The 24,991-nt window shown below is 40.0% G+C and carries 23 protein-coding genes; 16 read left to right on the top strand and 7 right to left on the bottom strand.

Annotation, left to right across the window (positions count from 1 at the left end; all coding sequences use genetic code 11):
* Positions 1-16: 16 nt before the first annotated feature.
* The 4 genes from NK987_RS10845 to NK987_RS10830 all read left to right on the top strand — a co-directional run bounded on the left by NK987_RS10845 (position 17) and on the right by NK987_RS10830 (position 3,466).
* Positions 17-1,297 (top strand): OmpA family protein, encoded by a 1,281-nt coding sequence (locus tag NK987_RS10845; protein WP_258424946.1) that lies wholly within the window; start codon positions 17-19, stop codon positions 1,295-1,297.
* Between the two features lie 132 nt (positions 1,298-1,429).
* Entirely contained in the window at positions 1,430-2,080 is a 651-nt protein-coding gene (upp, locus tag NK987_RS10840) for a uracil phosphoribosyltransferase (RefSeq protein WP_259263862.1), read from the top strand.
* Positions 2,081-2,087: 7 nt separating this feature from the next.
* Entirely contained in the window at positions 2,088-3,011 is a 924-nt protein-coding gene (locus NK987_RS10835; protein ID WP_259263861.1) for a calcium/sodium antiporter, read from the top strand.
* Positions 3,008-3,466, top strand: a complete 459-nt coding sequence (locus NK987_RS10830; RefSeq protein WP_259263860.1) for a hypothetical protein — start codon at positions 3,008-3,010, stop codon at positions 3,464-3,466. Before NK987_RS10835 ends, NK987_RS10830 begins: the two co-directional genes overlap by 4 nt.
* Here NK987_RS10830 and sdaAA read toward each other — a convergent pair.
* The 4 genes from sdaAA to NK987_RS10810 all read right to left on the bottom strand — a co-directional run bounded on the left by sdaAA (position 3,455) and on the right by NK987_RS10810 (position 7,298).
* Positions 3,455-4,363: an L-serine ammonia-lyase, iron-sulfur-dependent, subunit alpha gene (gene sdaAA / locus NK987_RS10825; protein ID WP_259263859.1), complete on the bottom strand. Its 909-nt coding sequence runs from the start codon at positions 4,361-4,363 to the stop codon at positions 3,455-3,457. The two genes, NK987_RS10830 and sdaAA, sit on opposite strands and share 12 nt — an antisense overlap.
* A 104-nt stretch (positions 4,364-4,467) precedes the next feature.
* A complete protein-coding gene (locus NK987_RS10820; RefSeq protein ID WP_259263858.1) occupies positions 4,468-5,424 on the bottom strand; it encodes an FKBP-type peptidyl-prolyl cis-trans isomerase in 957 nt (318 codons plus the stop codon).
* Complete coding sequence (locus NK987_RS10815) at positions 5,417-6,769, bottom strand: outer membrane beta-barrel protein (RefSeq protein ID WP_259263857.1); 1,353 nt, start codon at positions 6,767-6,769, stop codon at positions 5,417-5,419. Before NK987_RS10815 ends, NK987_RS10820 begins: the two co-directional genes overlap by 8 nt.
* Entirely contained in the window at positions 6,750-7,298 is a 549-nt protein-coding gene (locus tag NK987_RS10810) for an RNA polymerase sigma factor (protein WP_258424939.1), read from the bottom strand. Before NK987_RS10810 ends, NK987_RS10815 begins: the two co-directional genes overlap by 20 nt.
* A 376-nt stretch (positions 7,299-7,674) precedes the next feature.
* On the opposite strand from NK987_RS10810, the gene NK987_RS10805 reads away from it, so the two are divergent.
* Together NK987_RS10805 and lipA are read left to right on the top strand one after the other, a co-directional pair.
* Positions 7,675-8,403: a hypothetical protein gene (locus NK987_RS10805; RefSeq protein ID WP_258424938.1), complete on the top strand. Its 729-nt coding sequence runs from the start codon at positions 7,675-7,677 to the stop codon at positions 8,401-8,403.
* 59 nt (positions 8,404-8,462) lie between these two features.
* The gene (lipA, locus tag NK987_RS10800; RefSeq protein ID WP_259263856.1) at positions 8,463-9,341 is read left to right on the top strand and encodes a lipoyl synthase; all 879 of its coding nucleotides are present in this window, start codon (positions 8,463-8,465) and stop codon (positions 9,339-9,341) included.
* A gap of 56 nt (positions 9,342-9,397) precedes the next feature.
* Here lipA and NK987_RS10795 read toward each other — a convergent pair whose 3' ends face one another.
* Positions 9,398-9,868 carry a Dps family protein gene (locus NK987_RS10795; protein ID WP_259263855.1) on the bottom strand — a complete coding sequence of 157 codons (471 nt, stop codon included), beginning with the start codon at positions 9,866-9,868 and terminating at the stop codon, positions 9,398-9,400.
* Between the two features lie 146 nt (positions 9,869-10,014).
* Between NK987_RS10795 and NK987_RS10790 the strand changes: the two genes are divergently transcribed.
* The 7 genes from NK987_RS10790 (at position 10,015) to NK987_RS10760 (ending at position 18,442) form a co-directional block, all read left to right on the top strand.
* The gene (locus NK987_RS10790; protein WP_259263854.1) at positions 10,015-11,259 is read left to right on the top strand and encodes a sensor histidine kinase; all 1,245 of its coding nucleotides are present in this window, start codon (positions 10,015-10,017) and stop codon (positions 11,257-11,259) included.
* A 270-nt stretch (positions 11,260-11,529) separates the two neighbouring features.
* Entirely contained in the window at positions 11,530-13,110 is a 1,581-nt protein-coding gene (locus tag NK987_RS10785) for a peptide chain release factor 3 (RefSeq protein ID WP_259263853.1), read from the top strand.
* A 114-nt stretch (positions 13,111-13,224) separates the two neighbouring features.
* On the top strand, positions 13,225-13,959 hold the full coding sequence (locus NK987_RS10780; RefSeq protein WP_259263852.1) for an RluA family pseudouridine synthase: 735 nt from the start codon (positions 13,225-13,227) through the stop codon (positions 13,957-13,959).
* Between the two features lie 37 nt (positions 13,960-13,996).
* Complete coding sequence (locus NK987_RS10775; protein WP_259263851.1) at positions 13,997-14,491, top strand: SixA phosphatase family protein; 495 nt, start codon at positions 13,997-13,999, stop codon at positions 14,489-14,491.
* Between the two features lie 127 nt (positions 14,492-14,618).
* On the top strand, positions 14,619-16,187 hold the full coding sequence (locus NK987_RS10770; RefSeq protein WP_259263850.1) for a glycerol-3-phosphate dehydrogenase/oxidase: 1,569 nt from the start codon (positions 14,619-14,621) through the stop codon (positions 16,185-16,187).
* 3 nt (positions 16,188-16,190) lie between these two features.
* Positions 16,191-17,690, top strand: a complete 1,500-nt coding sequence (glpK, locus tag NK987_RS10765) for a glycerol kinase GlpK (protein ID WP_259263849.1) — start codon at positions 16,191-16,193, stop codon at positions 17,688-17,690.
* Positions 17,690-18,442: an MIP/aquaporin family protein gene (locus tag NK987_RS10760; RefSeq protein WP_259263848.1), complete on the top strand. Its 753-nt coding sequence runs from the start codon at positions 17,690-17,692 to the stop codon at positions 18,440-18,442. The genes glpK and NK987_RS10760 overlap by 1 nt, the downstream gene beginning before the upstream one ends.
* A gap of 294 nt (positions 18,443-18,736) precedes the next feature.
* On the opposite strand, the gene NK987_RS10755 is transcribed toward NK987_RS10760, so the two are convergent.
* Both NK987_RS10755 and ade read right to left on the bottom strand, forming a co-directional pair.
* Positions 18,737-19,876 (bottom strand): acyl-CoA dehydrogenase family protein, encoded by a 1,140-nt coding sequence (locus NK987_RS10755; protein ID WP_259264047.1) that lies wholly within the window; start codon positions 19,874-19,876, stop codon positions 18,737-18,739.
* A gap of 233 nt (positions 19,877-20,109) precedes the next feature.
* Positions 20,110-21,744 carry an adenine deaminase gene (ade, locus tag NK987_RS10750; RefSeq protein WP_259263847.1) on the bottom strand — a complete coding sequence of 545 codons (1,635 nt, stop codon included), beginning with the start codon at positions 21,742-21,744 and terminating at the stop codon, positions 20,110-20,112.
* Between the two features lie 154 nt (positions 21,745-21,898).
* Here ade and cmk point away from each other — a divergent pair, with 154 nt between their 5' ends.
* The 3 genes from cmk (at position 21,899) to NK987_RS10735 (ending at position 24,988) form a co-directional block, all read left to right on the top strand.
* Positions 21,899-22,579, top strand: coding sequence for a (d)CMP kinase (cmk, locus tag NK987_RS10745; protein ID WP_259263846.1), 681 nt, complete (start codon positions 21,899-21,901; stop codon positions 22,577-22,579).
* A 10-nt stretch (positions 22,580-22,589) separates the two neighbouring features.
* A complete protein-coding gene (locus NK987_RS10740; protein ID WP_259264046.1) occupies positions 22,590-23,489 on the top strand; it encodes a 4-hydroxy-3-methylbut-2-enyl diphosphate reductase in 900 nt (299 codons plus the stop codon).
* Positions 23,490-23,623: 134 nt separating this feature from the next.
* Positions 23,624-24,988 carry a Na(+)-translocating NADH-quinone reductase subunit A gene (locus NK987_RS10735; protein ID WP_259263845.1) on the top strand — a complete coding sequence of 455 codons (1,365 nt, stop codon included), beginning with the start codon at positions 23,624-23,626 and terminating at the stop codon, positions 24,986-24,988.
* The last annotated feature ends 3 nt before the right edge of the window (positions 24,989-24,991 follow it).

Below are 24,991 nucleotides of genomic sequence, written 5' to 3'. Positions count from 1 at the left end.
CAAAAAATTTTTTATTATGAAAAAAATATTACTATCTACAATTATGGCGGGCTGTTTAGCTTTAGGAGTTAACGCCCAAGACGACTATAACAAGTGGTCTTTAGAACTCAATGGAGGTTTCAACAAACCGATGGCTCCTTTGTCACCTGGATATTTCTCACCTACATTAAATCTTGGTCATATCGACTTTGGTGTAAGGTATATGTTCAATGACAAATTTGGTGCAAAATTGGATTATGGCTTGGGTTCATTCAGTGAATCCGGAAAAGACAACAATCCTGCATTTTCTACTAGTTACTACAGGTTAAACCTTCAAGGTATCGCCAACTTAGGTAGAATAATGAAATTTGAATCATTTACTAGAAGAGTAAACTTGCTTGGTCATTTAGGCGCAGGTATCGGTCAGGTTAGACATGATGGTCCTCCAATTACATTCGATGATAATGTTTACAACATCATCACAGGGTTAACCACTCAGATTAAACTCTCTGAGAAAATTGCTCTGACAGGAGATATCAGTACAATCCTTAATGGTAGACAAACTGTTACTTTTGACGGTAATACCAACATTGGTCCATCATTGGACAATGGTTTCTATGGTACTAACGGAACTTGGTGGACAGGAACTCTTGGTTTGACCTTCTATCTTGGGAAAAGTGCAACACATGCAGATTGGTATGTGGAAGCTGATAAATATGCTACAAAAGCAGAATTGGCTCAACAAATCGGTGAGATCAAGGATATGCTTAAAGATTCTGACGGTGATGGTATTCCTGATTATTTAGATAAAGAACCAAATACTCCATCAGGCGCAAGAGTTGATTCTAACGGTAGAACAATTGATTCTGACGGTGATGGTATTCCTGATCATTTGGATAAATGTCCATTTGCTCCAGGCCCTGCTTCTAACAATGGTTGCCCAATCGAGCAAGTAAAAGAAGAAGTTGATTTCTTCAAGAGAGCTATAAATGAAAATTATGTTAACGTTTACTATGCTTTCGATTCAGCTAAACCACTTGGATTTTCTGCTTCTTCTGTGAATTATGTTTCTAATTTCTTGAAAAGAAATCCAGGAGTTAAATTGGAAGTCAAAGGATTTGCAGATGAATTAGGTCCTGAAGATTACAACATGAAGTTGTCAGAAAGACGTGCTAAAGCTGTATATGATCTTTTGATCGCAGCAGGTATTGATGCATCAAGACTTTCTTACAAAGGTTACGGTGAAGACACTAGTGTAGACAAAAACTCAGCTGACGCAAGACAATTGTCCAGAAGAGCTAGTTTTGAAGTTAAATAATCTCATCTAATAACATTCAAAGCCCGATTCCTAGAATCGGGCTTTTTTTTTGACTATATTTTAAAATTCACCGCTTAATGGTTGTTTTATTTATTGTGACATTTAACCTGACCAAAATAAAATTCTTGCATTATGTTTATTTTAGAAAAAAATAATAGTGTGGCCAACCACTTTCTCGCTGAACTCAGAGATAAAAATCATCAAAAAGACAGGTTAAGATTTAGGAGGAATCTCGAAAGATTGGGGGAAATAATGGCCTACGAAATTTCGAAAACATTGACTTATCGGGAAGTTTATGTTGAAACTCCTTTAGGAACAAAAAAATCACGTTTGATCCTAGAACAACCAATCCTCATATCCGTTATGAGGGCTGCACTTCCTTTTTACCAAGGATTTTTAAATTTTTTTGATCTAGCTGACAGCGGATTTATAGGGGCTTATCGAAAGGAGGAGGAAAATGTAAATGAAGGAATTGAAATAGAGTATTTGTATCAGGCGACTCCTGATATCAATAACAAGAATCTAATTTTGGTTGATCCAATGTTGGCAACCGGAAAATCAATTGTCAAGACTATTGAAAATCTACAAATAAAAGGGATTGCTCAAAATATTCATATTGTAAGTGTAATTGCTGCACCGGAAGGTGTTAGGTATGTTAATGAAAATGTCAAAATTCCATTCAAATTATGGATTTGCTCTTTAGATGAACGTCTAAATGAGAAATCATATATTATTCCAGGCCTTGGAGATGCTGGAGATCTTTGCTTTGGAAATAAAATCTAATCAATAGATGATTTATTTGTTTTTATGTCTAGGCTTAATAATTCTATTAGGTGGAGGAAAGTTTTTAGTGGATGGAGCGTCCTCGTTGGCACTTAAGTTTGGCTTAAGCCAGGGATTTATCGGACTTACAATTGTCGCTTTTGGAACATCCGCTCCTGAACTTTTAGTAAGTATCAATGCTGCCTTGGATGGTAAAAGCGATATTGCAATTGGGAATGTTATAGGTTCTAATATTGCAAATATTTCCTTGGTCTTGGGGATCAGTGCAACTTTGTTTCCGATCAAAATAAATTCTTCTGTTTTCAAAGTTGATTATTTGGTACTCATAATGAGTTCAATTATTTTTTATCTTCTATCTTATAATGGTGTTATTTCAAGTATTGAAGGACTTGTGCTTCTGCTGATTCTTTTTTTAATAAATCTTTATTTTTTTTATAAATTGAGTAAACCAAACCTCAGTGAATTGGAAAGTGATTTGATCTTACCATTACCGGTTTGGAAATCCCTTCTTTTTCTTGGTTTAGGTATTATTGGACTTTATTACGGTGCTGATTTGTTTGTTGAAAGTGCTGTTGTAATTGCTTCTGTTTTTGGAGTGAGTGAAAGGATTATTGGAATTACTGTAATAGCCATTGGCACTAGTTTGCCTGAAATGGCCACTTCAATTATCGCAGCCATCAATAAAAAAACCGATATTGCTGTTGGGAATATTCTTGGAAGCAATATCATGAATATTCTGGCTATAATTGGGGCGACTGCAGTCATTAGCCCTATTCCTGTTTCTGAAGGTTTCCTTAACCAAGATTTTTTCTGGATGTTGGGATTTACATTTATTTTATATCCCATTTTGAGAACAGGTAACAGGGTTTCCAGAATTGAAGGTGTTTTCCTGTTTATAGGCTATTTCACTTACATTTTCATTATTTTATGACAAACTATATTTTGAAATTTCTTGGGATTTATGTTGCCTGTCTTTTCAAATTCATATCAGGACCAGTTTTGGGTGCTGCGGCAGGTTTTTCTTTGGTTGAGATAGTCTTGGTTTCGGTTGGGGGTATGATGACCACAGTGGTATCATTGACCTATGTCGGGGATTGGTTTAAATCCTATTGGGACTTAAAAATTTCACCCAATAAAAAAAGATTTTCCCCAAGGTCACGGAAAATTGTAAGGGTATGGAGAAAGTTTGGTCCCATCGGTGTCGCTGTATTCACGCCTATTTTTCTAACTCCTATTGGGGGAACCATTGTAATGAATGCATTCAATGTAGATAAAAAGAAAATTATTCTTTACATGTCCATCAGTGCTTTCTTTTGGGCGTTTGTTCTTGGAGGTTCAATAAATTGGATATTGAGCATCCCTTTCTTTGATACTTTACTCCGCTGAATGCTCATCAGGCAGGACTTCAATATCCTGAATCAAAACACGTTTTGATATTTCCTGTCCTGTAAGTGTTGCCGCCAAGCCACCCATTGCGGTTTCTTTATATCTACTTTCCATACTTGATCCGATTTCGCCCATTGCTTCGATGCACTCATCGACAGGAATGACAGAACTAACAGCAGCAATTGCAATTTGGGCTGAACTGAATGCAATGGCTGCGGCACTAGCATTTCTGACTACACAAGGAACTTCGACCAATCCTGCCACAGGATCACATACAAGTCCGAGCATACATTGGATGGTAATGGCCACTGCATTGAAGACCTGATCAATTGTTCCCCCAAGACAATATACAATTGCACCTGATGCCATTGCAGCAGCTGAACCGGTTTCGGCTTGACAACCGCCCACTGCACCGGCCAAACTCGCTTTCTGTTCGATAATTAAGGCAATACCTGCCCCAACCAATAATCCTTCTATAATCTTTGAATCAGAAAGTCCATGAATTTCCTGTAGTGTGTACAAAGTTCCCGGTAAAATACCTGATGCACCTGCCGTCGGTGCAGCAACAACCCTTCCCATACAAGAATTGACTTCCTTGGCTGCTAAAGCTCTTGAGATCAGCTTTTGAAAATCTGTTGATAAAACAGCAAGAGGAAAATTAAATACTTTTTTTGCACCGTTATTGATCATTCCGGATCTTGAAGTCATATCAGTAACCAATCCTGTGTCTACAGCCTCTTTCATGACATTGTAGGCTCTTTGCAAACCTGCCAATATTTCTTCTTCAACTCCGTTTTTTTGAGAAATTTCGAAATCAATAACAGCCTGGTGTAAGCTGATTTGATTTTTTTCACAATGGGATTTCCACCCAACAAAACTATCAAACAAGAATCGCATATAATATTTGGGCTATAGTATGGACAAATTTGTACAAACAATCCAATAAAACAAAAGCCCCCACAGTAAGTCTGCAGAGGCTTGTTGAATTTTGGATTTTTTACTTACCTGACATTGGTAACCGTGACCTTAAAAATCATGGGCTCAAATGGCCTGGCGATTTGTGTCAAGAACCCTTTGTCAAACAAATCTTTTCTGATAGTAAATGGGAACACTTGTGCAGAGACCCCGAATCCTAAATGGGAGGGAATGATTACTTCGATTTCCTGACCCTTTTTCAAACCTTTTAAACTTAGATTTAAAAATTTTGGATTGGATTCACTTCCTACGGTAACTTGAAAAGGCGTCGTTCCAATTGACTGGGCAAAGGGAGTTTGACTGTCTAGCTGAAGGATCTTATATGTAAAATTAATAATGTCTCCATTTACAGTAACTTTACTTTCAGGATCACCTGTCTTGATAGTTTTTACGTAAATACTGTCTGCTGTTTTTATGATTCCCTCCAGATTTTTTTCTAAAATATAATCCAAAATCATTTCCTCCTCGATTTCCTTGATTTCATTGCTGGTATAGGTTTCCGCGTATTTTACTTTTATCACAAGATTGGAATTGGCAAGTATCAGTTGCTGGTAACTGTACTCCTGGTAGGCGAGATAGGAGGGGACATAAAGTGTAAATGATTCCCCTGTTTTAGCAAGTCCTGAACCAAAATTGATTGCCCGAGGAATCAATCCTCCCTCGGTATACCTAAATATTCTCGGAGGTTTAGTTTCATCAGTATAATCCTCGATCAATTGACCATCAATGGTTTTGATTTCATAATATACACCAATGTTATCATTGTTAACGATCTGATTCCCAGTTTCATTCGAGATGTCTTTTTTATAGAAATAACCCACTTGGGTCTCTATGGCATCAATATTATTGCTAGAAAGATAATCAGACAAGATCTTGTCGTCTCTTTCTATCGCAATCTGTAAATCTGACTCAACTTCCGGAAAACATCCTGAAATACCTACCAGCAATCCAAGCATGACAGGTAATATAATTTTTCTAATCATTGTTATTCTTTTTATTTTTTAATTGAAAGTTTATTCTAAGATTTATGCCTCCGATTGAGAATTGTTGGTTTGTAAAGGTTTGGTTTCCAAGAGCGATTTTATAAAAAGGTTCTATGGAAAGAAATGTCCCATTTTTAAGGTTTTGCTCAAATCCTACTCCAAAATTCAACATCCGCCCCGTATCAATGCCGCTTTCTTGGGAATCAGGTTCTAAGGTTTGGGTAATAGTCTCAACTGCTTGTTGGCTATTTGCAAAATTAGAGGTTGCAATATTGGCAGTGCTGAAAGTGGTGACATCCTGCTGATTGAGATATACCATATTGGACACACCCGAAATCAAATAAAGGTCAGATTCTTTTTTCTCAAAGACTTTGTATTTAAGGTTCAATGGAATTTCCAATTGTCCAAAACTTAATTCCCGGGAGGAGTTGATTACGTTTCCGGTAAATGAAGCAATTTTCATGTCAAAATTTTCCAAAGCATTTGGATTGCTTGCCAACATTGGACTTGAATTTGAATTTGGCGAAATATTTTGTCTTGCATATGCCAAACCCACATCAAACTTAAGTTTTTTGGATATTGAAAATTCGGACATCAGTCCGGCTCCCATGTTGATGCTTTGGGTTGAATTGGAAATGGTCTGTGGTGCAACCAAAACCCCTAGTTTAATGGGTTCCTTTCCAAATGAGTTTTTTTCAACCTCATTTTCTTTCAAAGCTATTGCCTTTTCACTTTTCCATTCTTCGATTTGCACGATGGCCTCTTCTTGGGTCATTTCTTCACTTTCGCTTTTTCCTATCGGCTCTGAGGAGGTTTTTGGAGTATTTGAAAAGTTGGAATTCCCTTCTGTTTTTTGTTCAGGCAATAGGGTGCTTTTTATTTTTTCAGCTAAAAAGGTATCTTTTTTTGCAGCCTCTTTTTTTGTTGCTGTGATATTGGATAGAGGAGGAGCTTTATATGCAGCCTTGTTTTTTGTCCCAAAATCTTCATTTATATCTTTATTTTTTGATTGATCGGTATCAGGCAAATCAATGGGAGAATGGATTTCTTCTGAAATTGCCGTATTTTTTTCTTCAGGTTTATCTTCTTCTTTGAGGGTAATCAGGTTTGGAGTTTGGTTTGTCGTTTGTTGAATTGGGGTAAACAAGGAATTCAATGTGATTCCCAAAAGTATTGTCGCTGCGATACCTGAAGCCCATTTTATCCAAAAGAGCATTGGTTTGGCTTCTTTTTTGAAATAAATTTTTGAAAATTTATCCCATTCAGAAGCATCAAATATTTCCTCTTTTTCACTTAAAGAGGATTTGATTTTGTTTACAAGTTTTTTATCGAATTGCTCCCGCATTTTTGATTTGATTTAACTCCAGGATTTTTTCTCGCAATTTCTTTTTTGCCCTTGCCAAATAGGTTCTCGATGTACTTGAAGGAATTCCCAATTGTTCGCTGATTTCGTTATGAGAATACCCTTCTATTTCGTACATATTGAAAATTATTCTTAAGATTTCAGGAAGATCCCTTAAAACTCCGAGAATATCATCGGCTGAAAGTTGGTCTATGATATCAGGATCAAGTGTTTCTGTATCGGCTTTTTCGATATCCATTACAGCTGTATGTTTTATGTTTTTCCTGTAATAGTCGATCGAAGTATTGATCAGAATACGTCTTAACCAACCTTTGAAAGAGTTTTGGTTGTCATATTGACCAATCTTATCAAAAGCTTTCATAAAGCTGTCGTTGATGATTTCACACGCTTCCTCTCTGGAATTTGAATACCTTAAAGCTACACTCATGGCATAGCCATAGAACTGCTTATAGAGCATTTCTATGGACTTTCTGTTTCCATTTTTTGCTTCTTGGATAAGGTGTTTTTCCAAAGATTATTGCTTTTTATTAAGCCTTCTCTTTTAAAGACGGCCCGTGTTTGTAAAATGCGACACCAAGGTTAAAAATTATTGTACACCAAACAGACTTAAATTTCCCGACAAGGGTTTCGGATGGAACTGATTTTGTATGACTGAAAAGCAAAGTTAATTCTATTATTGAAGAAAAATTTTTGTCAGCATCTTATAAAGTAGCCATTTTAGGGAAATCCGAAATAAAAACGCTTCAATTACTTACTAAAGTTATTTGTAAAGTTCTATTCAAAGATTTCTTGATATGTAACTTTTTATCATTGCCTTAAACTCTTACTTTTATATTTGGTTAAAAACTTACTTAAAAAGTTTCCGTTTAATCGTTAACCTCGTTGAAATGAAAAAAATCGCCTATATATCAATTTTCTTCTTTTTTGTTTCAGCTTCCGTTGTCCTCGCCCAAAGAGAGGATGCAGGAAATTATGAATATGACAGAGAAGTCCTTTTTGGAATCAATAAAAATACCAATGGAGGTTTGATTGGGGGCTTTGTTTTGAAAATGGGATATAGGATAGATGAAACCAATTTTCATTTTTTTGGTCTTGATCTAGTAAATGTCAAAAACCCAAAAGAAGTCAGATATTCTACTGTTTTGGGAAATTCATATATTTTCGGAAAATCAAACTACCTATATTCAATCAGACCCTATTATGGCCGGGAATTGATTGTATTCAAAAAAGCACCACAGCAAGGGGTTCAGGTTTCGCTTTTGGGAGCTATTGGACCCACTATCGGTATTATTGCACCTTACTATATTGAATACGCCATCAATAGGTTGGAGACAGTCAGAGAGCAATTTGATCCTGAAGTCCATCAAAGCAGATTCAATATTTTGGGACCTGGAAGGGTATTCGAAGGGATTGGTGGATCCGATATAGCTTTTGGTGGAAATGCGAAAGCAGCAGTACTTTTTGAGTTTGGTGTATTTAAATCAAATGTGACAGGTTTGGAACTTGGATACCAATTGGAAGGTTTTACCAAAGAAATCCCGCTGATGCCAACTGTTGAAAATCGTCAGGTATTTCAATCAGTTTACTTCACGTTTTTCTATGGGTTCAGGAAATAGATCCTTTACTGGGTTTAATCATCTCCAGAACTTAATTTCGCATTCCTAATTTTAAGATCATGATCGAATTACCAATAATTTCCGAAGAGGCAACCAAAAGAAAAAAACCTGATTGGTTGAGGGTAAAGTTGCCTATTGGAAAGGAATATGCCAAAGTCAGAAAACTTGTTGACGAACATAAACTCCATACGATCTGCGAAAGCGGTAACTGTCCAAACATGGGTGAATGTTGGGGAGCCGGGACAGCTACCTTTATGATTTTGGGAAATGTCTGTACCAGATCCTGCTCGTTTTGTGCAGTTGCCACAGGAAGACCACCTGAATATGATACTGACGAACCAAGAAGGGTGGCAGAAGCCATCAAGTTGATGGGAGTTAAACATGCTGTAATTACTTCGGTAAATAGGGATGAACTCAAAGATAAAGGTTCTGAGATTTGGTATCAGACTGTGGTCGAAACGAAAAAATTATCCCCTCAGACTACTATTGAAACCCTTATCCCCGATGTCAAATCCAATTGGGATGCATTGTATAGAATGATCAGTGGTGGGCAAGAAGTGGTTTCCCATAATATGGAAACGGTGGAGGCTCTTTACCGAAGGGTGAGACCGCAGGCAAAATACAGTCGATCTTTGGAACAGATCAAATTGACCAAGGAGTATGGGAAAAGAACCAAAACCGGGATTATGCTTGGTTTGGGTGAGAGCAAAGAGGAAGTTTACAAAGCGATGGATGATCTTGCCGAACACGGGTGTGACATTCTGACACTCGGTCAATACCTTCAGCCTACCAAAATGCATATTGAAGTGGCGGAATTTATCCATCCTGATTTATTTGCTCATTATAAAGAAGAAGGATTGGAAAGAGGGATAAAATATGTCGAATCGGGGCCATTGGTGAGGTCTTCTTACCACGCTGAGAGACATGTCAATGTATAAAATCAAAAAGAGGATGAGAACAAAATCCCATCCTCTTTTTTTTAAAATCTGATTTTTTATCTCAAGTATGCGGAAAGCATCCACACGGTTTTTTCTTTTGCAGTTATATAATCGCTCATCAACGAAACAGTACCTTCATCACCTTGGTCTGTTGCTGCTTCTAAGGCTTCTCTTTCAAGTTTCAAAAGGGTGTTAAGGTTATCTCTGACGATCTCCACCATTGTTTTTGAGTCTTGTACTTTTTTAGCCTCTTTGATTTCTGAGTTTTCAATGTACTCTTCGTAAGAGGAAAAAGGCCTTGCCCCTAAAGTCAAAATCCTTTCGGCAGTTTCATCAACCCCAAGGTTGGCGACATTATATAACTCTTCAAATTTGGCATGCAACTCGAAGAAATTAGGTCCGGACACATTCCAGTGGAAGTTCCTGAGGTTTTGATAGTATACCTGATAATTTGCAAGGAGGACATTAAGTTTCTTTACCAAGACCTTGCTTTCTTTTATTTCTAATCCTATATCGTTTGTGCTCATAATATTTATATTTATGGTTAGTTATATAAGTAGTTGTACAAAAATGAAGCCACAGAAGGTAATCAAGTAATTTTGTCAGATTGATAATATCTATCGCAAAATTGTGTTTTCTATAACAAAACCTTCAGTCCATTTAATCACACCCCATGCGGAATACACTTCAGGATATTGGAATTTTGGATTTTTACCAAAACAAAAACCGTATCAAATGGCTCATATTTATCAGTTCTGTTGTGATCAGCTTTGGATCTATTTACTACACCAATATTTTGGTGGAGGAATTGAAGGATAGAGAAAAGCGTCAGATTGAACTCCTAGCAAGAGCACTTGAATATGCGTCAAGTGCTTCTATTGATGCGGAAAATCTAAGCTTTATCACCTCTGAGATCATTCAACAAAACAACTCTATTCCGGTCATAGTGGTAGATGCCAACGGCAATCCTACTGACCACAAGAACATCAAATTCAAGAAAAATGCCAATCAAGAAGAAATTGATAAAGTCTTGAGAGCTGAACTTGAAAAAATGAAGCAAGAGTATGAACCTATCAGAGGTGAGGAGTATTTGGTGTTTTATAGAAACTCTGAGCTTTTGACTTCTTTGAAGTTTTATCCCTACGTCCAGTTATCAGTTATTTTGGTGTTTGGGGTTCTTGCTTTTGCTGTTTTCAACCAATCAAAAGTTGCTGAACAAAACCGGGTTTGGGCAGGATTGACCAAAGAAACGGCACATCAATTAGGGACGCCGATTGCTTCCTTGATGGCATGGATGGATTACCTCAAAAATTCACCTATTTGGGAAGAAAATAAAGAGGTCATCCAAGAGATGGACAAAGATGTGGTCAAATTGAGGATGGTCACGGAGCGGTTTAGCTCGATAGGGAGTACGCCTTCAATTCAGCTTGAAAATGTATTTTCGGTAGTGGATGAGGCCATCAGTTACCTCCGTCCTCGGATTTCTACCAAAGTGGACATTCAAGTCAACGGTTATGCTGATAACATCGAAGCGATGCTTAACAAATCGCTTTTTGAATGGGTAATAGAAAACATTGTAAAAAATGCCGTGGATGCCATGAAGGGACAAGGGAGCATTTCGATAGATATTGTCAAGGAAAGTGAAAAGTTTGTGTTTGTGGATATCACTGATAATGGGAAAGGCATGGACAAAGGCATGTTCAAAAAGGTTTTCAATCCGGGATTTACAACAAGAAAGAGAGGTTGGGGCCTTGGACTGACCCTTGCCAAAAGAATCATCGAAGGTTATCATAAAGGGAAAATTTTTGTCAAGCAATCAGAGTTGGGAGTGGGTACTACCTTTAGGATTATTCTACATGGAAGCAAAGAAGGCATTCAGGGATTCAAACAGGAGGATTTTTTGGGTCAGAAAGTTTGAATTTTGCTTTTGGTTTATTGTCCATATCTGATTTTAAGTTCATCTTCAATTTTGAAAGTAGTATTCCAAATTATTCAAAACTTCTGTTTCAAAATTAGTATCTATGAATATCCAATATCCATGAATATCTTTTACAAGAAATAGATTAATTTTTTGATCATTTAAAGCAATCCAAAATTCCATATTCAACTTTTAAACTTTCCACCCTTCCAACCTTGGAATTAAAAGCCTACCTTTGCAGGCTGAAAAATTACAGAATCAGGACTTTACATGAGTTTGACTAAGGAAATACAAAAGAGAAGGACATTTGCCATCATTGCCCACCCTGATGCGGGAAAGACCACTTTGACTGAAAAGTTGCTGCTTTTTGGAGGAGCGATCCAGACTGCGGGTGCGGTGAAATCCAACAAAATCGACACTGCTACTAAATCCGATTGGATGGAAATAGAAAAGCAAAGAGGTATCTCTGTGGCTACCTCTGTGATGGGTTTTGAATATCAGGGTGTCAAAATCAACCTGTTGGATACGCCAGGTCACCAGGATTTTGCGGAAGATACATACCGGACTTTGACAGCTGTCGATTCGGTCATCATGGTCATCGATTGTGTCAAAGGCGTCGAAATCCAGACCGAAAAACTCATGGAAGTCTGCAGGATGAGAAATACGCCTGTGATCTGTTTTATCAATAAACTTGACCGTGAAGGAAGAGATCCTTACGAGTTGTTGGATGAGGTGGAAGAAAAATTGAACATTCAGGTAAGGCCACTTTCTTGGCCAATCGGAATGGGAAAAGGATTCAAAGGGGTCTACAACCTATATGACAAAAAGCTCAATCTTTTCACTCCAAGTCAGCGGAAACTGAGCGATGCCAGAGAGACGATCCAAAATCTGGAAGACACCAAATTGGATGAATTGATTGGAGGAAATAATGCCAAGCAATTGCGTGAAGATGTGGAATTGATTGAGGGAGTTTATCCTGATTTTGATCCAAAAGAATACCTTGAAGGCAAGGTTGCGCCGGTGTTTTTTGGTTCTGCCGTCAATAACTTCGGCGTCAATGAAATGCTCGATACCTTTATCCGGATCGCCCCTTCACCCATAGGCAGGTATACAGGGGAGCGTGAGGTGAAGCCGGAGGAGCCAAAGTTTTCGGGATTTGTATTTAAAATCCACGCCAATATGGATCCGAACCATAGAAACAGGATCGCTTTCTTGAGGATAGTTTCTGGAAAATTTGAAAGAAACAAACCTTACAACCATGTCCGTGGTCCAAAGCCGCTGCGGTTTTCTAACGTGACCCAATTTATGGCGCAGGACAGAGAGATCGTCGATGAGGCATTTCCAGGTGATATCGTCGGTTTATTTGATACAGGCAATTTGAAAATCGGTGATACGCTGACCGAAGGTGAAAACATGACCTTCAAAGGTATTCCGAGTTTCTCCCCCGAAATCTTCAAAGAAGTCATCAACAAAGACGCCATGAAGACCAAGCAATTGGAAAAGGGTTTGAAGCAATTGATGGAAGAGGGAGTTGCTCAATATTTCACTTACGAAATGGGTAACCGTAAAGTAGTGGGTACTGTGGGTCAGCTGCAGTTTGAGGTGATTCAGTTCAGGTTGAAAAATGAATACAACGCCTCGGTGGAATTTGCGCCGATGAACTTATATAAAGCCTGTTGGATCAGCAGCAAAGACAAAAAGCAGTTGGATGAATTTATCCGGTCGAAGAGCAGGCACATTGCTTATGACAAAGACGGAAAAGTGGTCTTTATGGCTGAATCGAGGGCTTGGCTTCAGATGGTGCAGGACAATTATCCGGAGATAGAATTCCATTTCACTTCCGAATTCTAAATTTAATCCCACAAAGACGCAAAGTTTTTGTTTGTGAATATTTATTAACATTTAATTAAATTTCCCTTCGTGGCTTAGTGTCTTTGTGGGAGAAAAACCTTTAGCTCAAGTTTTATGAAGAAGAAACCATTTTCAGTAGTCTATGAAGACAATCACCTCCTGATAGTCAATAAGGCTGCGGGCGTGCTCGTGCAGGGCGACAAGACCAAGGATAAGACACTGACGGATTATTGCAGGGATTATATAGCCAAAAAATACAACAAACCCGGTGATGTTTTTTTACATCCTGTTCACCGGCTTGATCGGCCTGTCAGTGGATTGGTGGTTTTTGCGAGGACTTCCAAAGGACTCGAGCGCATGATGGAGCTTTTCCGCAAGCGGGACATTCATAAAATATATTGGGCGATAGTAAAAAACAGACCGAAAGAGGAAACCGGGAAACTGACCCATTATCTTGTGAAAGATGAGGTTAAAAACTTCGTAACATCACACGAAAAGGAAGTCGAAGGTTCACAGAAGGCCGAACTCAATTACAAAACCTTGGGCAAATTGAATGACCATTGGCTGTTGGAGGTTCGCCCGGTTTCCGGAAGACCGCATCAGATCAGGGTGCAATTGGCTTCTATGGGCTGCCCGATCAGGGGAGATTTGAAATATGGTTTTCACAAACCCAATCCTGATGCGAGTATCAATCTCCATGCATTTCACTTGGTATTTGTGCATCCTATCAAAAAGGAAAAGATTTTCTTAAGAGCAGCGTTGCCAGAAGAAGCTTTTTGGGAACAATATCTGGAGTTTGAGCCTGTAAGAGGCAAAGACCAGCATTTGGAAAATACTTTTAGTGGGTAAATTGTAGGGATAAAGCAAAAATAAAATTTACCGGATTATGAAAAATTTCCTTTTCCTCCTCCCATTATTTCTTCTTCTTGCCTGTTCACCCAAGCAAGAACCAAAGACCATTTACATAGCCCGCCATGCAGAGAAAATCCTGGAAGGCGATGACCCCGGACTCAGCGTGGCCGGAACAGCCAGGTCCAAAAAACTGGCGCAAATCCTTGAACAAAAAGAAATCCAACACATCTTTAGCACCAATACCATCCGCACCAAAACTACCGCACAGCCTTTGGCGGATGCTAGAGGACTGACTATCGAAATCTATGATGCCAAAAACCATGATGATCTAGTCAGGGAACTGCGGGAAAGAACAGGTAACATCCTTGTGGTCGGCCACAGCAATACAGTCAATCATTTAGCCAATTATTTTGTAGGCTCAGGTCAAAAATACCCCGAGCTTCAGGACATCGAGTATGATTTTATATTCGAAGTTTCTCTAAAGGAAGATGGCAGTACGGTGGAGAGGAAAGTTTTTAAGGATTATTGAAGTTTTTCTACAAATAATTAATATTTCGAAATACTTTTTGGGGTGGCTTAAATCATCCTTTTAAACTTTTTTCAATATTTTACTTTCCCTCTTTTTTCCATTAACTTGGAAAGAAAAATTTTTCGTTATGCATAGGTCAGCTAACCTCAGTAAAATCAAAGACAATCAGGAAAAAATCTGGGATATTGCCATCATCGGTGGAGGTTCTTCCGGTTTTGGAGTCGCCTTGGATGCACTTTCGAGAGGTCTTTCGGTGGTTTTGTTAGAAAAATCGGATTTCGCCAAGGGCACTTCCAGCCGCAGTACCAAGCTCCTTCATGGCGGCGTCCGGTACCTTGCACAAGGGGATATATTATTGGTATTGGAAGCGTTGAAAGAAAGGGGACGGCTCTTGGAAAATGCTCCCCATCTCACCTACAACCAACCTTTTATCATTCCCATTTATACTTGGTTTGACAGGATACAGTATTCTGTCGGTCTCAAATTATACGACCTGATGGCAGGAAAGTGGAGGCTTGGCAAATCGAAGTTTATCAGTAAAACCGAAACTGTCCGAAGGATGCCTCAGATCAAACAGGAGGGACTGAAAGGCGGTGTAGTCTACCATGACGGTCAGTTTGATGATGCCAGAATGATCATTGCTTTGGCACAGACCTGTGACGAACTCGGCGGTTGTGTGTTGAATTATTCCAAAGTAGAATCCCTGACCAAAGATACCAACGGAAAAGTCGATGGTCTAAATTTTATAGACCAATTGGATGGAAGCCATTTACAGATCAAGGCAAGAATGGTGGTGAATGCCACCGGTGTTTTTGCTGACAAGATCTTGAAGATGGATAATCCTGATGCGAGAAAAAGCATACAGCCTAGTCAAGGCATACATTTGGTTTTTGACCAGTCTTTTTTGGGTGGCAAAGATGCTTTGATGATTCCCAAAACTTCTGATGGCAGGGTGTTGTTTGCCGTGCCATGGCATGGGAAGCTTGTCGTCGGGACCACAGATACCCTGAAAGACAAACCCCAATTGGAACCCGAAGCTTTGGAAAAAGAAATTGATTTTGTCCTTGAAACTGCCCAAGCCTACCTGACCAAAAAACCCACCAAGGCTGATATACTTTCTGTTTTTGCCGGATTGAGGCCTTTGGCTGCGCCAAAGGAAGATGGTGCCAAGACCAAGGAGATTTCACGTACACATAAAGTCATTCTTTCAGATTCTAAATTGGTCACCCTGACAGGCGGTAAGTGGACGACTTTCCGTAAAATGGGTGAGGATACCGTAGAATATTTCCCTAGAGTGTCGGGCAAAAATATGTCTGAAAGCAAATCTGCCAATCAAAAACTTCATGGATTCACGATCAAGCCGGATGAAGGGCATATGGCAATCTATGGTTCAGACGCTTTTCAGATCAGGTTTATGCTCAAAGAGCATCCCGAGTGGAGAGAAAAACTGCACCCAAAATATCCTTATACCATCGCCGAGGTGATCTGGATCATTAGAAATGAAATGGCCGTCAAACTGGAAGATGTACTCTCTAGGAGGTTTAGGATTCTTTTGCTTGATGCCAGGGCTGCTATGGAGATGGCTCCAAAAGTGGCGGAGATCATGGCCCAAGACCTTGGTATGGATCAGAATTGGATAGAGGATGAATTGAAGGAATTTAAAAAGACTGCCAATAAATACATCATAAAACCCTAAGCAATGACCCAAAATACCCAGTACATCATGTCCTTGGACCAAGGAACGACTAGTTCACGGTCCATCATTTTTAACAAACAGGGCGAAATAGTAAGTGTTGCCCAAAGAGCTTTCAAACAGCATTTTCCAAAATCCGGATGGGTAGAACATGACCCCATGGAGATTTGGTCCACCCAATCTTCGGTTTTGGCAGAGTCCTTAGCCAAAGGTGGTATCAAAGCCAAAAATATTGCTGCCATTGGAATCACCAACCAAAGGGAAACCACTATTATTTGGGATAGGAAAACAGGAAAACCCATCTACAATGCCATCGTGTGGCAGGATCGCAGGACCTCGGCCTATGTTGACCAACTCAAAGCAGAGGGTAAAGAAGAAATGGTTGCCTCCAAAACCGGCTTGGTGTTGGATGCCTATTTTTCAGCCACCAAGATCAAATGGCTGCTTGACAATGTCGAAGGGGCCAGAGAAAAGGCTGAAAACGGAGAATTGGCTTTTGGCACCGTGGACACTTGGTTAGTTTGGAACCTGACCCACAAGAAGGTTCATGTCACAGACGTGTCAAATGCCAGTCGAACCATGCTTTTCAACATATTTGAAAAAAAATGGGACACAGAACTACTCTCACTTTTCGACATTCCGGTCTCCTTATTGCCTGAAGTGAAATCAAGCTCAGAGGTTTATGGACATACTTCAGAATCCCTATTTCCGGTGCAAATTCCAATTGCAGGTATGGCAGGTGATCAGCAAGCTGCACTTTTTGGACAGTTGTGTACCCAACCGGGAATGGGAAAGACTACTTATGGAACAGGTTGTTTTTTGATGATGAATACCGGTGAGTTACCTGTAAAGTCTAACAACAAATTGCTAACGACCATTGCATGGGAAGTCAACGGGAAAGTCAACTACGCATTGGAGGGGTCGGTCTTTATCGGCGGAGCTGCTATCCAATGGCTTAGGGATGGTATTGAACTTTTTGGACATGCCAAAGAAAGTGAGGAACTGGCGCAAAGTCTCAAAGACAATGACGGTGTTTATTTTGTGCCTGCGATGGCAGGTCTAGGTGCACCGCATTGGGACCAAAATGCCCGAGGTGCTTTTTTTGGAATTACCCGTGGGACAACAATCGCGCACATGACCCGTGCCGCTTTGGAAGCCATAGCCTATCAGGTTAGGGATGTGTTGGATGCGATGCAAAAAGACAGTGGCGCCCCTATCAAAGAATTGCGTGTTGACGGAGGCGCTACAGCAAACAATTTCCTAATGCAGTTCCAGTCAGATATTCTGCAGACCAAAATCAAAAGGCCCAAAATCATAGAAACGACAGCGATTGGAGCGGCTTTTTTGGCAGGTTTGGCTGTAGGTTTTTGGGAATCCGAGGAAGAGTTACAGGCACTTTGGGAATCAGACAAGGATTTTGAACCAAAGATGGAAGTGGAAAAAGTTGATTATTTCCTTCACTTTTGGCATAAGGCAGTTGAACGTTCTAAAAACTGGGTAGAATAATGGATACTTTGATAGCGGAATTTGTCGGTACTTCACTCCTGATTACTATGGGTTCGGGAGTCGTCGCCAACGTGGTTTTGAACAAAACCAAAGGAAACAATGCCGGTTGGATGGTGATTACCACGGCTTGGGCATTGGGAGTATTTATTGGGGTTGTCGTGGCAGGTCCGCACAGCGGCGCGCATCTCAATCCTGCCGTAAGTATTGGATTGGCCATTGCAGGTCTTTTCGATTGGGCGATGGTTCCCGGTTATATTTTCGCCCAGGTTTTGGGTGCGATGTTTGGTTCTGGTATTGCTTGGCTCGTGTATAAAGACCACTTTGATGTCACCGAAGATCCAGGATCGAAGTTTGCTCCTTTTGGAACTTCACCTGCCATCCGGAACTTACCTTCCAACCTATTTTCTGAAATTATCGGAACATCCGTTTTGATCATCGTAATCCTATATTCCACCAATCCTGTGATACAATATACCGACGGTGAGCAAATACCGATTGGTCTAGGGGCTCTTGGCGCATTGCCGGTGGCTTTTTTGGTGTGGGTGATCGGATTGGCTTTGGGTGGTACGACGGGCTATGCCATCAATCCTGCAAGAGATTTTGGACCGAGGTTAATGCACCAATTGCTACCGATCAAAGGTAAAGGAACTAGTGATTGGGCCTATTCATGGGTTCCGATATTGGGACCGATTCTCGGTGCAGCTATGGCTGCCGGAATTTTTCTTTTGTTGGGTGAAGGGAATCTGGTTTGAAAAGAGAAGCGGGAAGCGAGATACGAGAAGCGAGAAAGCAAAATTTATAAAAACCCTTGGTCCTGAGACTGAGGGTTTTTTTTCTTCGTTTTTCTGCAGGTATAAAAAATAAATTAGAGAATTTTTAGAAAACATGTTCAAAATGAGTTTTCCATACAAAGAATTTGGGTATGCTGATAAAAGGACCTGTACAAATTTGGGATTGAATTCCTAAATTGTACAGAATGGAATATTTTTTAGGAATTTTTATAAAGACCCTCCAAGGAATTTGTTCCTAGGAGGGTTATTTTTTTTCTATCTAAGTACCTCCCTAGCAATCACAATCTTTTGGATCTCTGATGTTCCTTCTCCGATAGTACAAAGTTTGGAGTCTCTGTAGTATTTCTCCACCGGATAATCTTTGGTAAAGCCATATCCACCAAATATCTGAACTGCTTCATTGGAAACAGATACCGCTACTTCAGATGCATAATACTTCGCCTGTGCACCTTCCAAAGTCACTTTTTGGCCTTTGTTTTTTAAGGCTGCTGCTTTGAAAGTCAATAGCTTTGCAGCTTCTATTTGGGTGGCCATGTCTGCCAATTTGAAAGAAATTCCCTGAAAGCTGTTGATCGGTTTATTGAATTGGTGACGTTCTTTGGAATATTGGATGGACGCTTCCAAAGCCCCTTCAGCGATGCCCAATGAAAGTGCCGCAATAGAGATTCTTCCCCCGTCCAACACTTTCATGGACTGGATAAAACCGTCTCCAACCTCACCCAAAATCTGACTTTCGTGAACCCTACAATCTTCAAAAATCATCTCGGCAGTCTCCGAAGCACGCATGCCGAGTTTGTCTTCTTTTCTTCCGCCTTTGAATCCTGGGGTTCCCTTTTCTACCACGAAAGCAGTCATCCCGTGCGAATCACCTATTTCCCCGGTCCTTGCGATTACCACAGCTACATCACCGGAAATCCCATGTGTAATGAAATTTTTTGCGCCGTTGATGATGTAGTGGTCGCCTTCCTTAACAGCCACTGTTCTCATATTTCCTGCATCAGAACCGGTGTTCGGTTCCGTCAATCCCCAAGCTCCAAGCAATTCGCAGGTGGCCAACTTGGGAATATATTTCTGCTTCTGGGCTTCATTGCCAAACATCAGGATATGGTTGGTGCAAAGTGAATTGTGCGCCGCCATGGACAAACCGACCGACGGATCCAATTTTGATAATTCGGCAATCGCTGTTACATATTCAAAGTAGCCGAAACCTGAACCTCCATACTCTGTTGGGACAAGGACGCCCATCAATCCGAGATGGCCAAGTTTTTTGAAAAGTTCTAGTGGAAAAATCTGCTTGTCATCCCATTCTTTCCTGAATGGGGTAATCTCCTTTGCTCCAAAGTCGCGAATCATCTTGGCGATCATCGCCTGATTTTCATTGAGCTCAAAATTCATCATAATTCTATTTTTTAATATTTGGGTTTACATGTCCTAAGTTACAAACTTCCTGTTCATGGGGAAGGTTTGACTTATTTTCTGGATTTCAGCCTAAAAGCCTCTGTTTGACATCTAAGGCAATTTCTGATTTTGAGTCTAAGGCTTTGTGATATTTCTGTGAGGAAATAGGGAAAATAGCAAAATTTAATTTTGATCAAAAGTTGAAAAGTTTTTATACAACTGGTTGAAGGCTAGGATAGAAACACGTCCACAAACTCAAATCGCTGACCGTCAAACAATCCTTTGTCGCTGAGTTTGAGATCGGGAATGACCAATAGTGCCATAAAACTCAATGTCATAAAAGGGGATTTGAGAAATGAACCCATGTCCTTCGCCATTTTGTCGATGTTTGTATAAGCTTGCGCGACTTCATATCCGTCATTTGGAGACATGATTCCTCCCACAGGCAAAGGCAAAACCATTTCTTCTTTTTCGTTGACAGCAGAAATACCGCCTTTTTCTTGGATCAGTAAATTCACCGCACGGCAAATGGAAGCGTCGTCTACACCGACTGCAATGATATTGTGTGAATCATGGCCGACTGAAGAAGCAATTGCTCCGGATTTCAATCCGAAGTTTTTGATAAAAGCAATGGCAGGCATTGCCTCTTGGTAACGGTTGACAACCGTCAATTTTAGAATATCAGATAGGGGGTTTGATTCGGCAAAGCCTTCCTTAATAAGAATTTCACCTTGGAGCTCAGGAGTGATAAGCTGTCCGTCCAAAGCGCTGATTACCCGGACTTTGTTTCCTTTTGCCAATAATTTAAAATTTTCAACAGTCTTTAATCCTGTATTGAAGTTGTTGATAATGGGATTATAGATTCGGGGGATTAAAGTTTTTCCATTTTCTGCCACCAGCTGTCCATCGATATATGTTTGGAAGACTTTAAAATCCCTCAGGTCTTCGACAATAATGAAATCCGCAGGATCACCGAGTTGCAGTTGACCGACGTCCATGTTGTAATGCTGTACTGGCGTGATGCATGCAGCTTTCAAAACATCAAAGACATTCTTTCCGTTGGCTACTGCCCGCACGACAAGTTCATTGATATGGCTTATGGCGAGGTTGTCCGGATGCTTGTCGTCCGAGCAAAACATCACCATGTCAGGATAGTCATCGATGATATCGATCAGTGCAACGAAATTTTTGGCAGCGCTGCCTTCACGGATGGAGATTTTCATCCCCAACTTTACTTTGTCCAAAGCCTCTTCTAAAGTAAAACATTCGTGGTCTGTAGTGATACCTGCGGATGCATATTGAGCAGCCACTTCACCCCTAAGTCCGGGTGCGTGTCCGTCAACAGGTTTTCCATGTTGCTTTGCAAGAGCAATTTTTTCCATGACAATTGGATCCCTGTGGACCGTTCCAGGCCAATTCATCATCTCTGCGAGGTAGCTTATTTCTTTTCTCTCCAAGAGATCATGGATATCCGTTACGCTTATTTCCGCTCCGGCAGTTTCAAAGGGAGTAGCAGGAACGCAGGATGGTGCGCCAAAATAAAATTTAAATGGAACCTGATTTCCATTGTCGATCATATAATTGATTCCTTCCATACCACAGACATTGGCGATTTCGTGCGGATCTGAAACAGTCGCAACAGTTCCATGGGGCACAGCCAATCTTGCAAATTCTGAAGGAACTAGCATAGAAGACTCTATATGAACATGAGCATCAATGAAACCCGGTAGGAGAAAGGGAAGTGTTTTGTCTTCAGCAACTTTTCGGATGGATACAATTTTGCCTTTTTCCACAGAAATTTCCGCAGAAAATATCTCTCGGTTTGAAATATCAACAAGCTGTCCGAGGACATGAAAATTACCCATAATGGAATGTTTTTGAAAGATTGAAAATATATGTTTACGATATTATGAATTAGCCTTACCAAGTTTTGTAATACATACATATTGGAAAGGAAATAGATTTAAAACTACTATATTTGCGCCTGAAATTAAAAAAAGCCAAGGCTACTTTTATTTGATGCAGAAAATTGTAATCGCAATTGACGGATATTCAGGATGTGGCAAAAGTTCTACTGCTAAAGCTGTGGCTCAGATTTTGGGTTATACCTATATCGATTCCGGAGCTATGTACAGGGCTGCAACATTGCATTTTTTAAACAACCACGTTGTCCTTTCCAATCCCAAAGAGGTCAATAAATATCTCGAATCTCTTGAAATCTCCTTTCACCTTAATCCTGATAATGGAAAGCAGGAAACCTATCTGAACGGATTGAACGTAGAGGATGAAATCAGGTCCATGCGGGTTTCTGATTATGTAAGTGAAGTCAGTAAGATCAAAGAGGTAAGGACCGAACTAGTCGCCCAACAGCAAAAAATGGGTAAAAAGAAAGGTGTGGTCATGGATGGCAGGGATATCGGAACAGTGGTATTTCCTACTGCCGAATTAAAAATATTTATGTCTGCGGATTTGAATATCCGCGCTGAAAGACGTCAAAAGGAACTCCTTGAAAGAGGGGAGTTGGTAGCGCTTGAAAAAATAGTGCAAAATCTAGCAGAAAGAGATCACATAGATACTACAAGACTGGAAAGTCCCCTCCGAAAAGCAGAAGACGCCGTAGAATTGGACACGAGTTTGTTGGAATTTGAAGATCAGGTAAATCAGATTGTATTATTCGCCAAAGAAAAAATCGGCATTTAATGTTTTGACTATGGAAGTGACCATTGACAAAAATTCAGGCTATTGTTTTGGAGTTGAGTTTGCCATCAAAATGGCGGAGGACGAAATGGAAGTGTCTGAAAAACTCTATTGCCTTGGGGATATTGTCCACAATGATATGGAAGTGAAGCGCCTAAGCGAAAAAGGATTGGTGGTGATCGATAGAGAGCAACTTCAGAATTTAACAGATTGCAAAGTTTTGATAAGAGCCCATGGTGAACCACCGGAAACCTACAGAACGGCAATTGAGAATAACATCGAGCTCATAGATGCTTCGTGTCCGGTTGTGTTGAAATTACAACACAGGGTAAAGACAGCTTTTGATAAAATGGAACGTGAACAGGGTCAGATTGTCATCTATGGCAAAAAAGGTCATGCAGAAGTTATCGGGCTCACCGGACAGACATTGGAAAAAGCCATCGTGGTCATGGAAGACAAAGATTTGGACAAAGTTGATTACAGCCGACCGGTAACCCTTTTTAGTCAGACTACAAAAAGCACGAAAGGTTTTTATGAATTGAAATCCAAAATAGAGGAAAGAATCAAGGCAGAGAAGGGTGAGTTATCTGAGGTTGATTTCAACGCCAATGACTCTATTTGCAGACAGGTTTCCAATAGGGAACCGCAACTTCAGCGATTTTCTAAAGAAAATGATGTCATATTATTTGTCTCAGGCAAAAAAAGCTCAAACGGAAGGGCGCTGTATCAGGTTTGTCTAGCTGAAAACAGCAGGAGTTATTTTGTTGAAAACGAAACAGAAATCGACCCGTCTTGGTTTAGCCCTGAGGACAAAGTAGGTATATGCGGTGCTACTTCTACACCTATGTGGCTGATGGAGCGAGTGATGCAGCATATCCAATCCCTGGAACAAGGCATGGTGTTGGAAAATTGACCATGCTTCCATTCAAATAAAACCTTTGATTACTGTGCGAAAACTCACAAATATTACCAGAATTATCTTCTAATAACTGATGTATTTTATTAGATTTGAGGCGTTTTATATAGACCATATAGTTCACAATTCATATGTCAAAAACAATAAAGCTTAAGAAAGGATTTGATATTAAGCTCGCCGGAAAAGCTGAAAAACAGCTCGGGGATTTCAAAAGGGCCAAAACGTTTGCCATCAAACCTGCTGATTTTATGGGGATGCAAAGGCCCAAAGTCACTGTAAATGAAGGAGATTCTGTAAAAGCGGGAACCCCGATTTTGTTTGATAAAGCAATGGAAAGCGTGCAATATGTCGCCCCTGTTTCTGGTGAAATAGTTGAAATCAAAAGAGGAGAAAAGAGAAAACTGTTGGAAATCAAAATCCTTGCGGACGCTGAAATCACCTTTGAATCTTTCGAAAAATTCACAGAATCTTCCATAAAAACCCTCACCAAGGAATCGGCTATAGCCCAGCTTTGCAAAGGCGGTGTATGGCCACAGTTAATCCAAAGACCATTTGGAATTGTAGCAAACCCGCAGGATTCACCCAAATCAATATTTATTTCAGGATTTGACACCAACCCACTGTCACCTGATTATGCCTTTACTTTAAAAGGAGAAGAAAAATATTTTCAGGCAGGCGTTTTGGTTCTACAAAAACTGACATCCGGCAAAGTTCACCTCGGTCTTGAACTTGATGCTGAGATTGCGCCTGTTTTTACCAATGTTCAAGGAATTCAGGTCAATAAATTTTCAGGTCAGCATCCTGCAGGAAACGTTGGAGTCCATATCCATCACATAGATCCAATCAATAAAGGAGAGATAATTTGGACGATCAGCCCTTTTGGTGTGGTCCAGATAGGCAAGCTTTTCATTGAAGGAAAATATGATGCTTCCAAAATTGTAGCAGTTACCGGTTCTGAAGCAAAAATTGCAGCTTATGCTAAAACCTTTATCGGTGCCTGTGTAGATACTTTGGTAAATGGAAATATTAAAAATGACCATATAAGGGTTGTATCAGGAAATGTCCTTACAGGCGAAAAAATAGCTCCAGACGGATATTTAGGTTATTATGCCAATCAGATCACCCTAATTCCCGAAGGGGATTATGAGGAGTTTTTGGGATGGCTAAAACCAAGTTCTACTAAATTGAGTTTTCATAAGGCTTTAGGCCTTCTTTCCTTCTTGAATAGAAGCAAGGAGTATGTAGTAGACACCAATGCCCATGGCGAGGAAAGACCATTTGTCGTGACCGGAGCTTTTGAAAAAGTTCTTCCTATGGATATTCTTCCTACCTACCTGTTTAAGGCAATAGTTTCTGAAGATTTTGATGAGATGGAAGAGCTTGGACTTTATGAAGTGATCGAAGAAGATGTTGCGATTTGTGAATTTATCGATCCCTCCAAAAATGAATTGCAAAAACTGGTTAGAAATGGTATTGAATTATTAATGTATAGTTAACAT

Origin of the sequence: Aquiflexum gelatinilyticum, assembly GCF_024813435.1 — a bacterium.
Classification (GTDB): domain Bacteria; phylum Bacteroidota; class Bacteroidia; order Cytophagales; family Cyclobacteriaceae; genus Cognataquiflexum; species Cognataquiflexum gelatinilyticum.
This window is presented reverse-complemented; position numbering and strand designations above follow the sequence as displayed.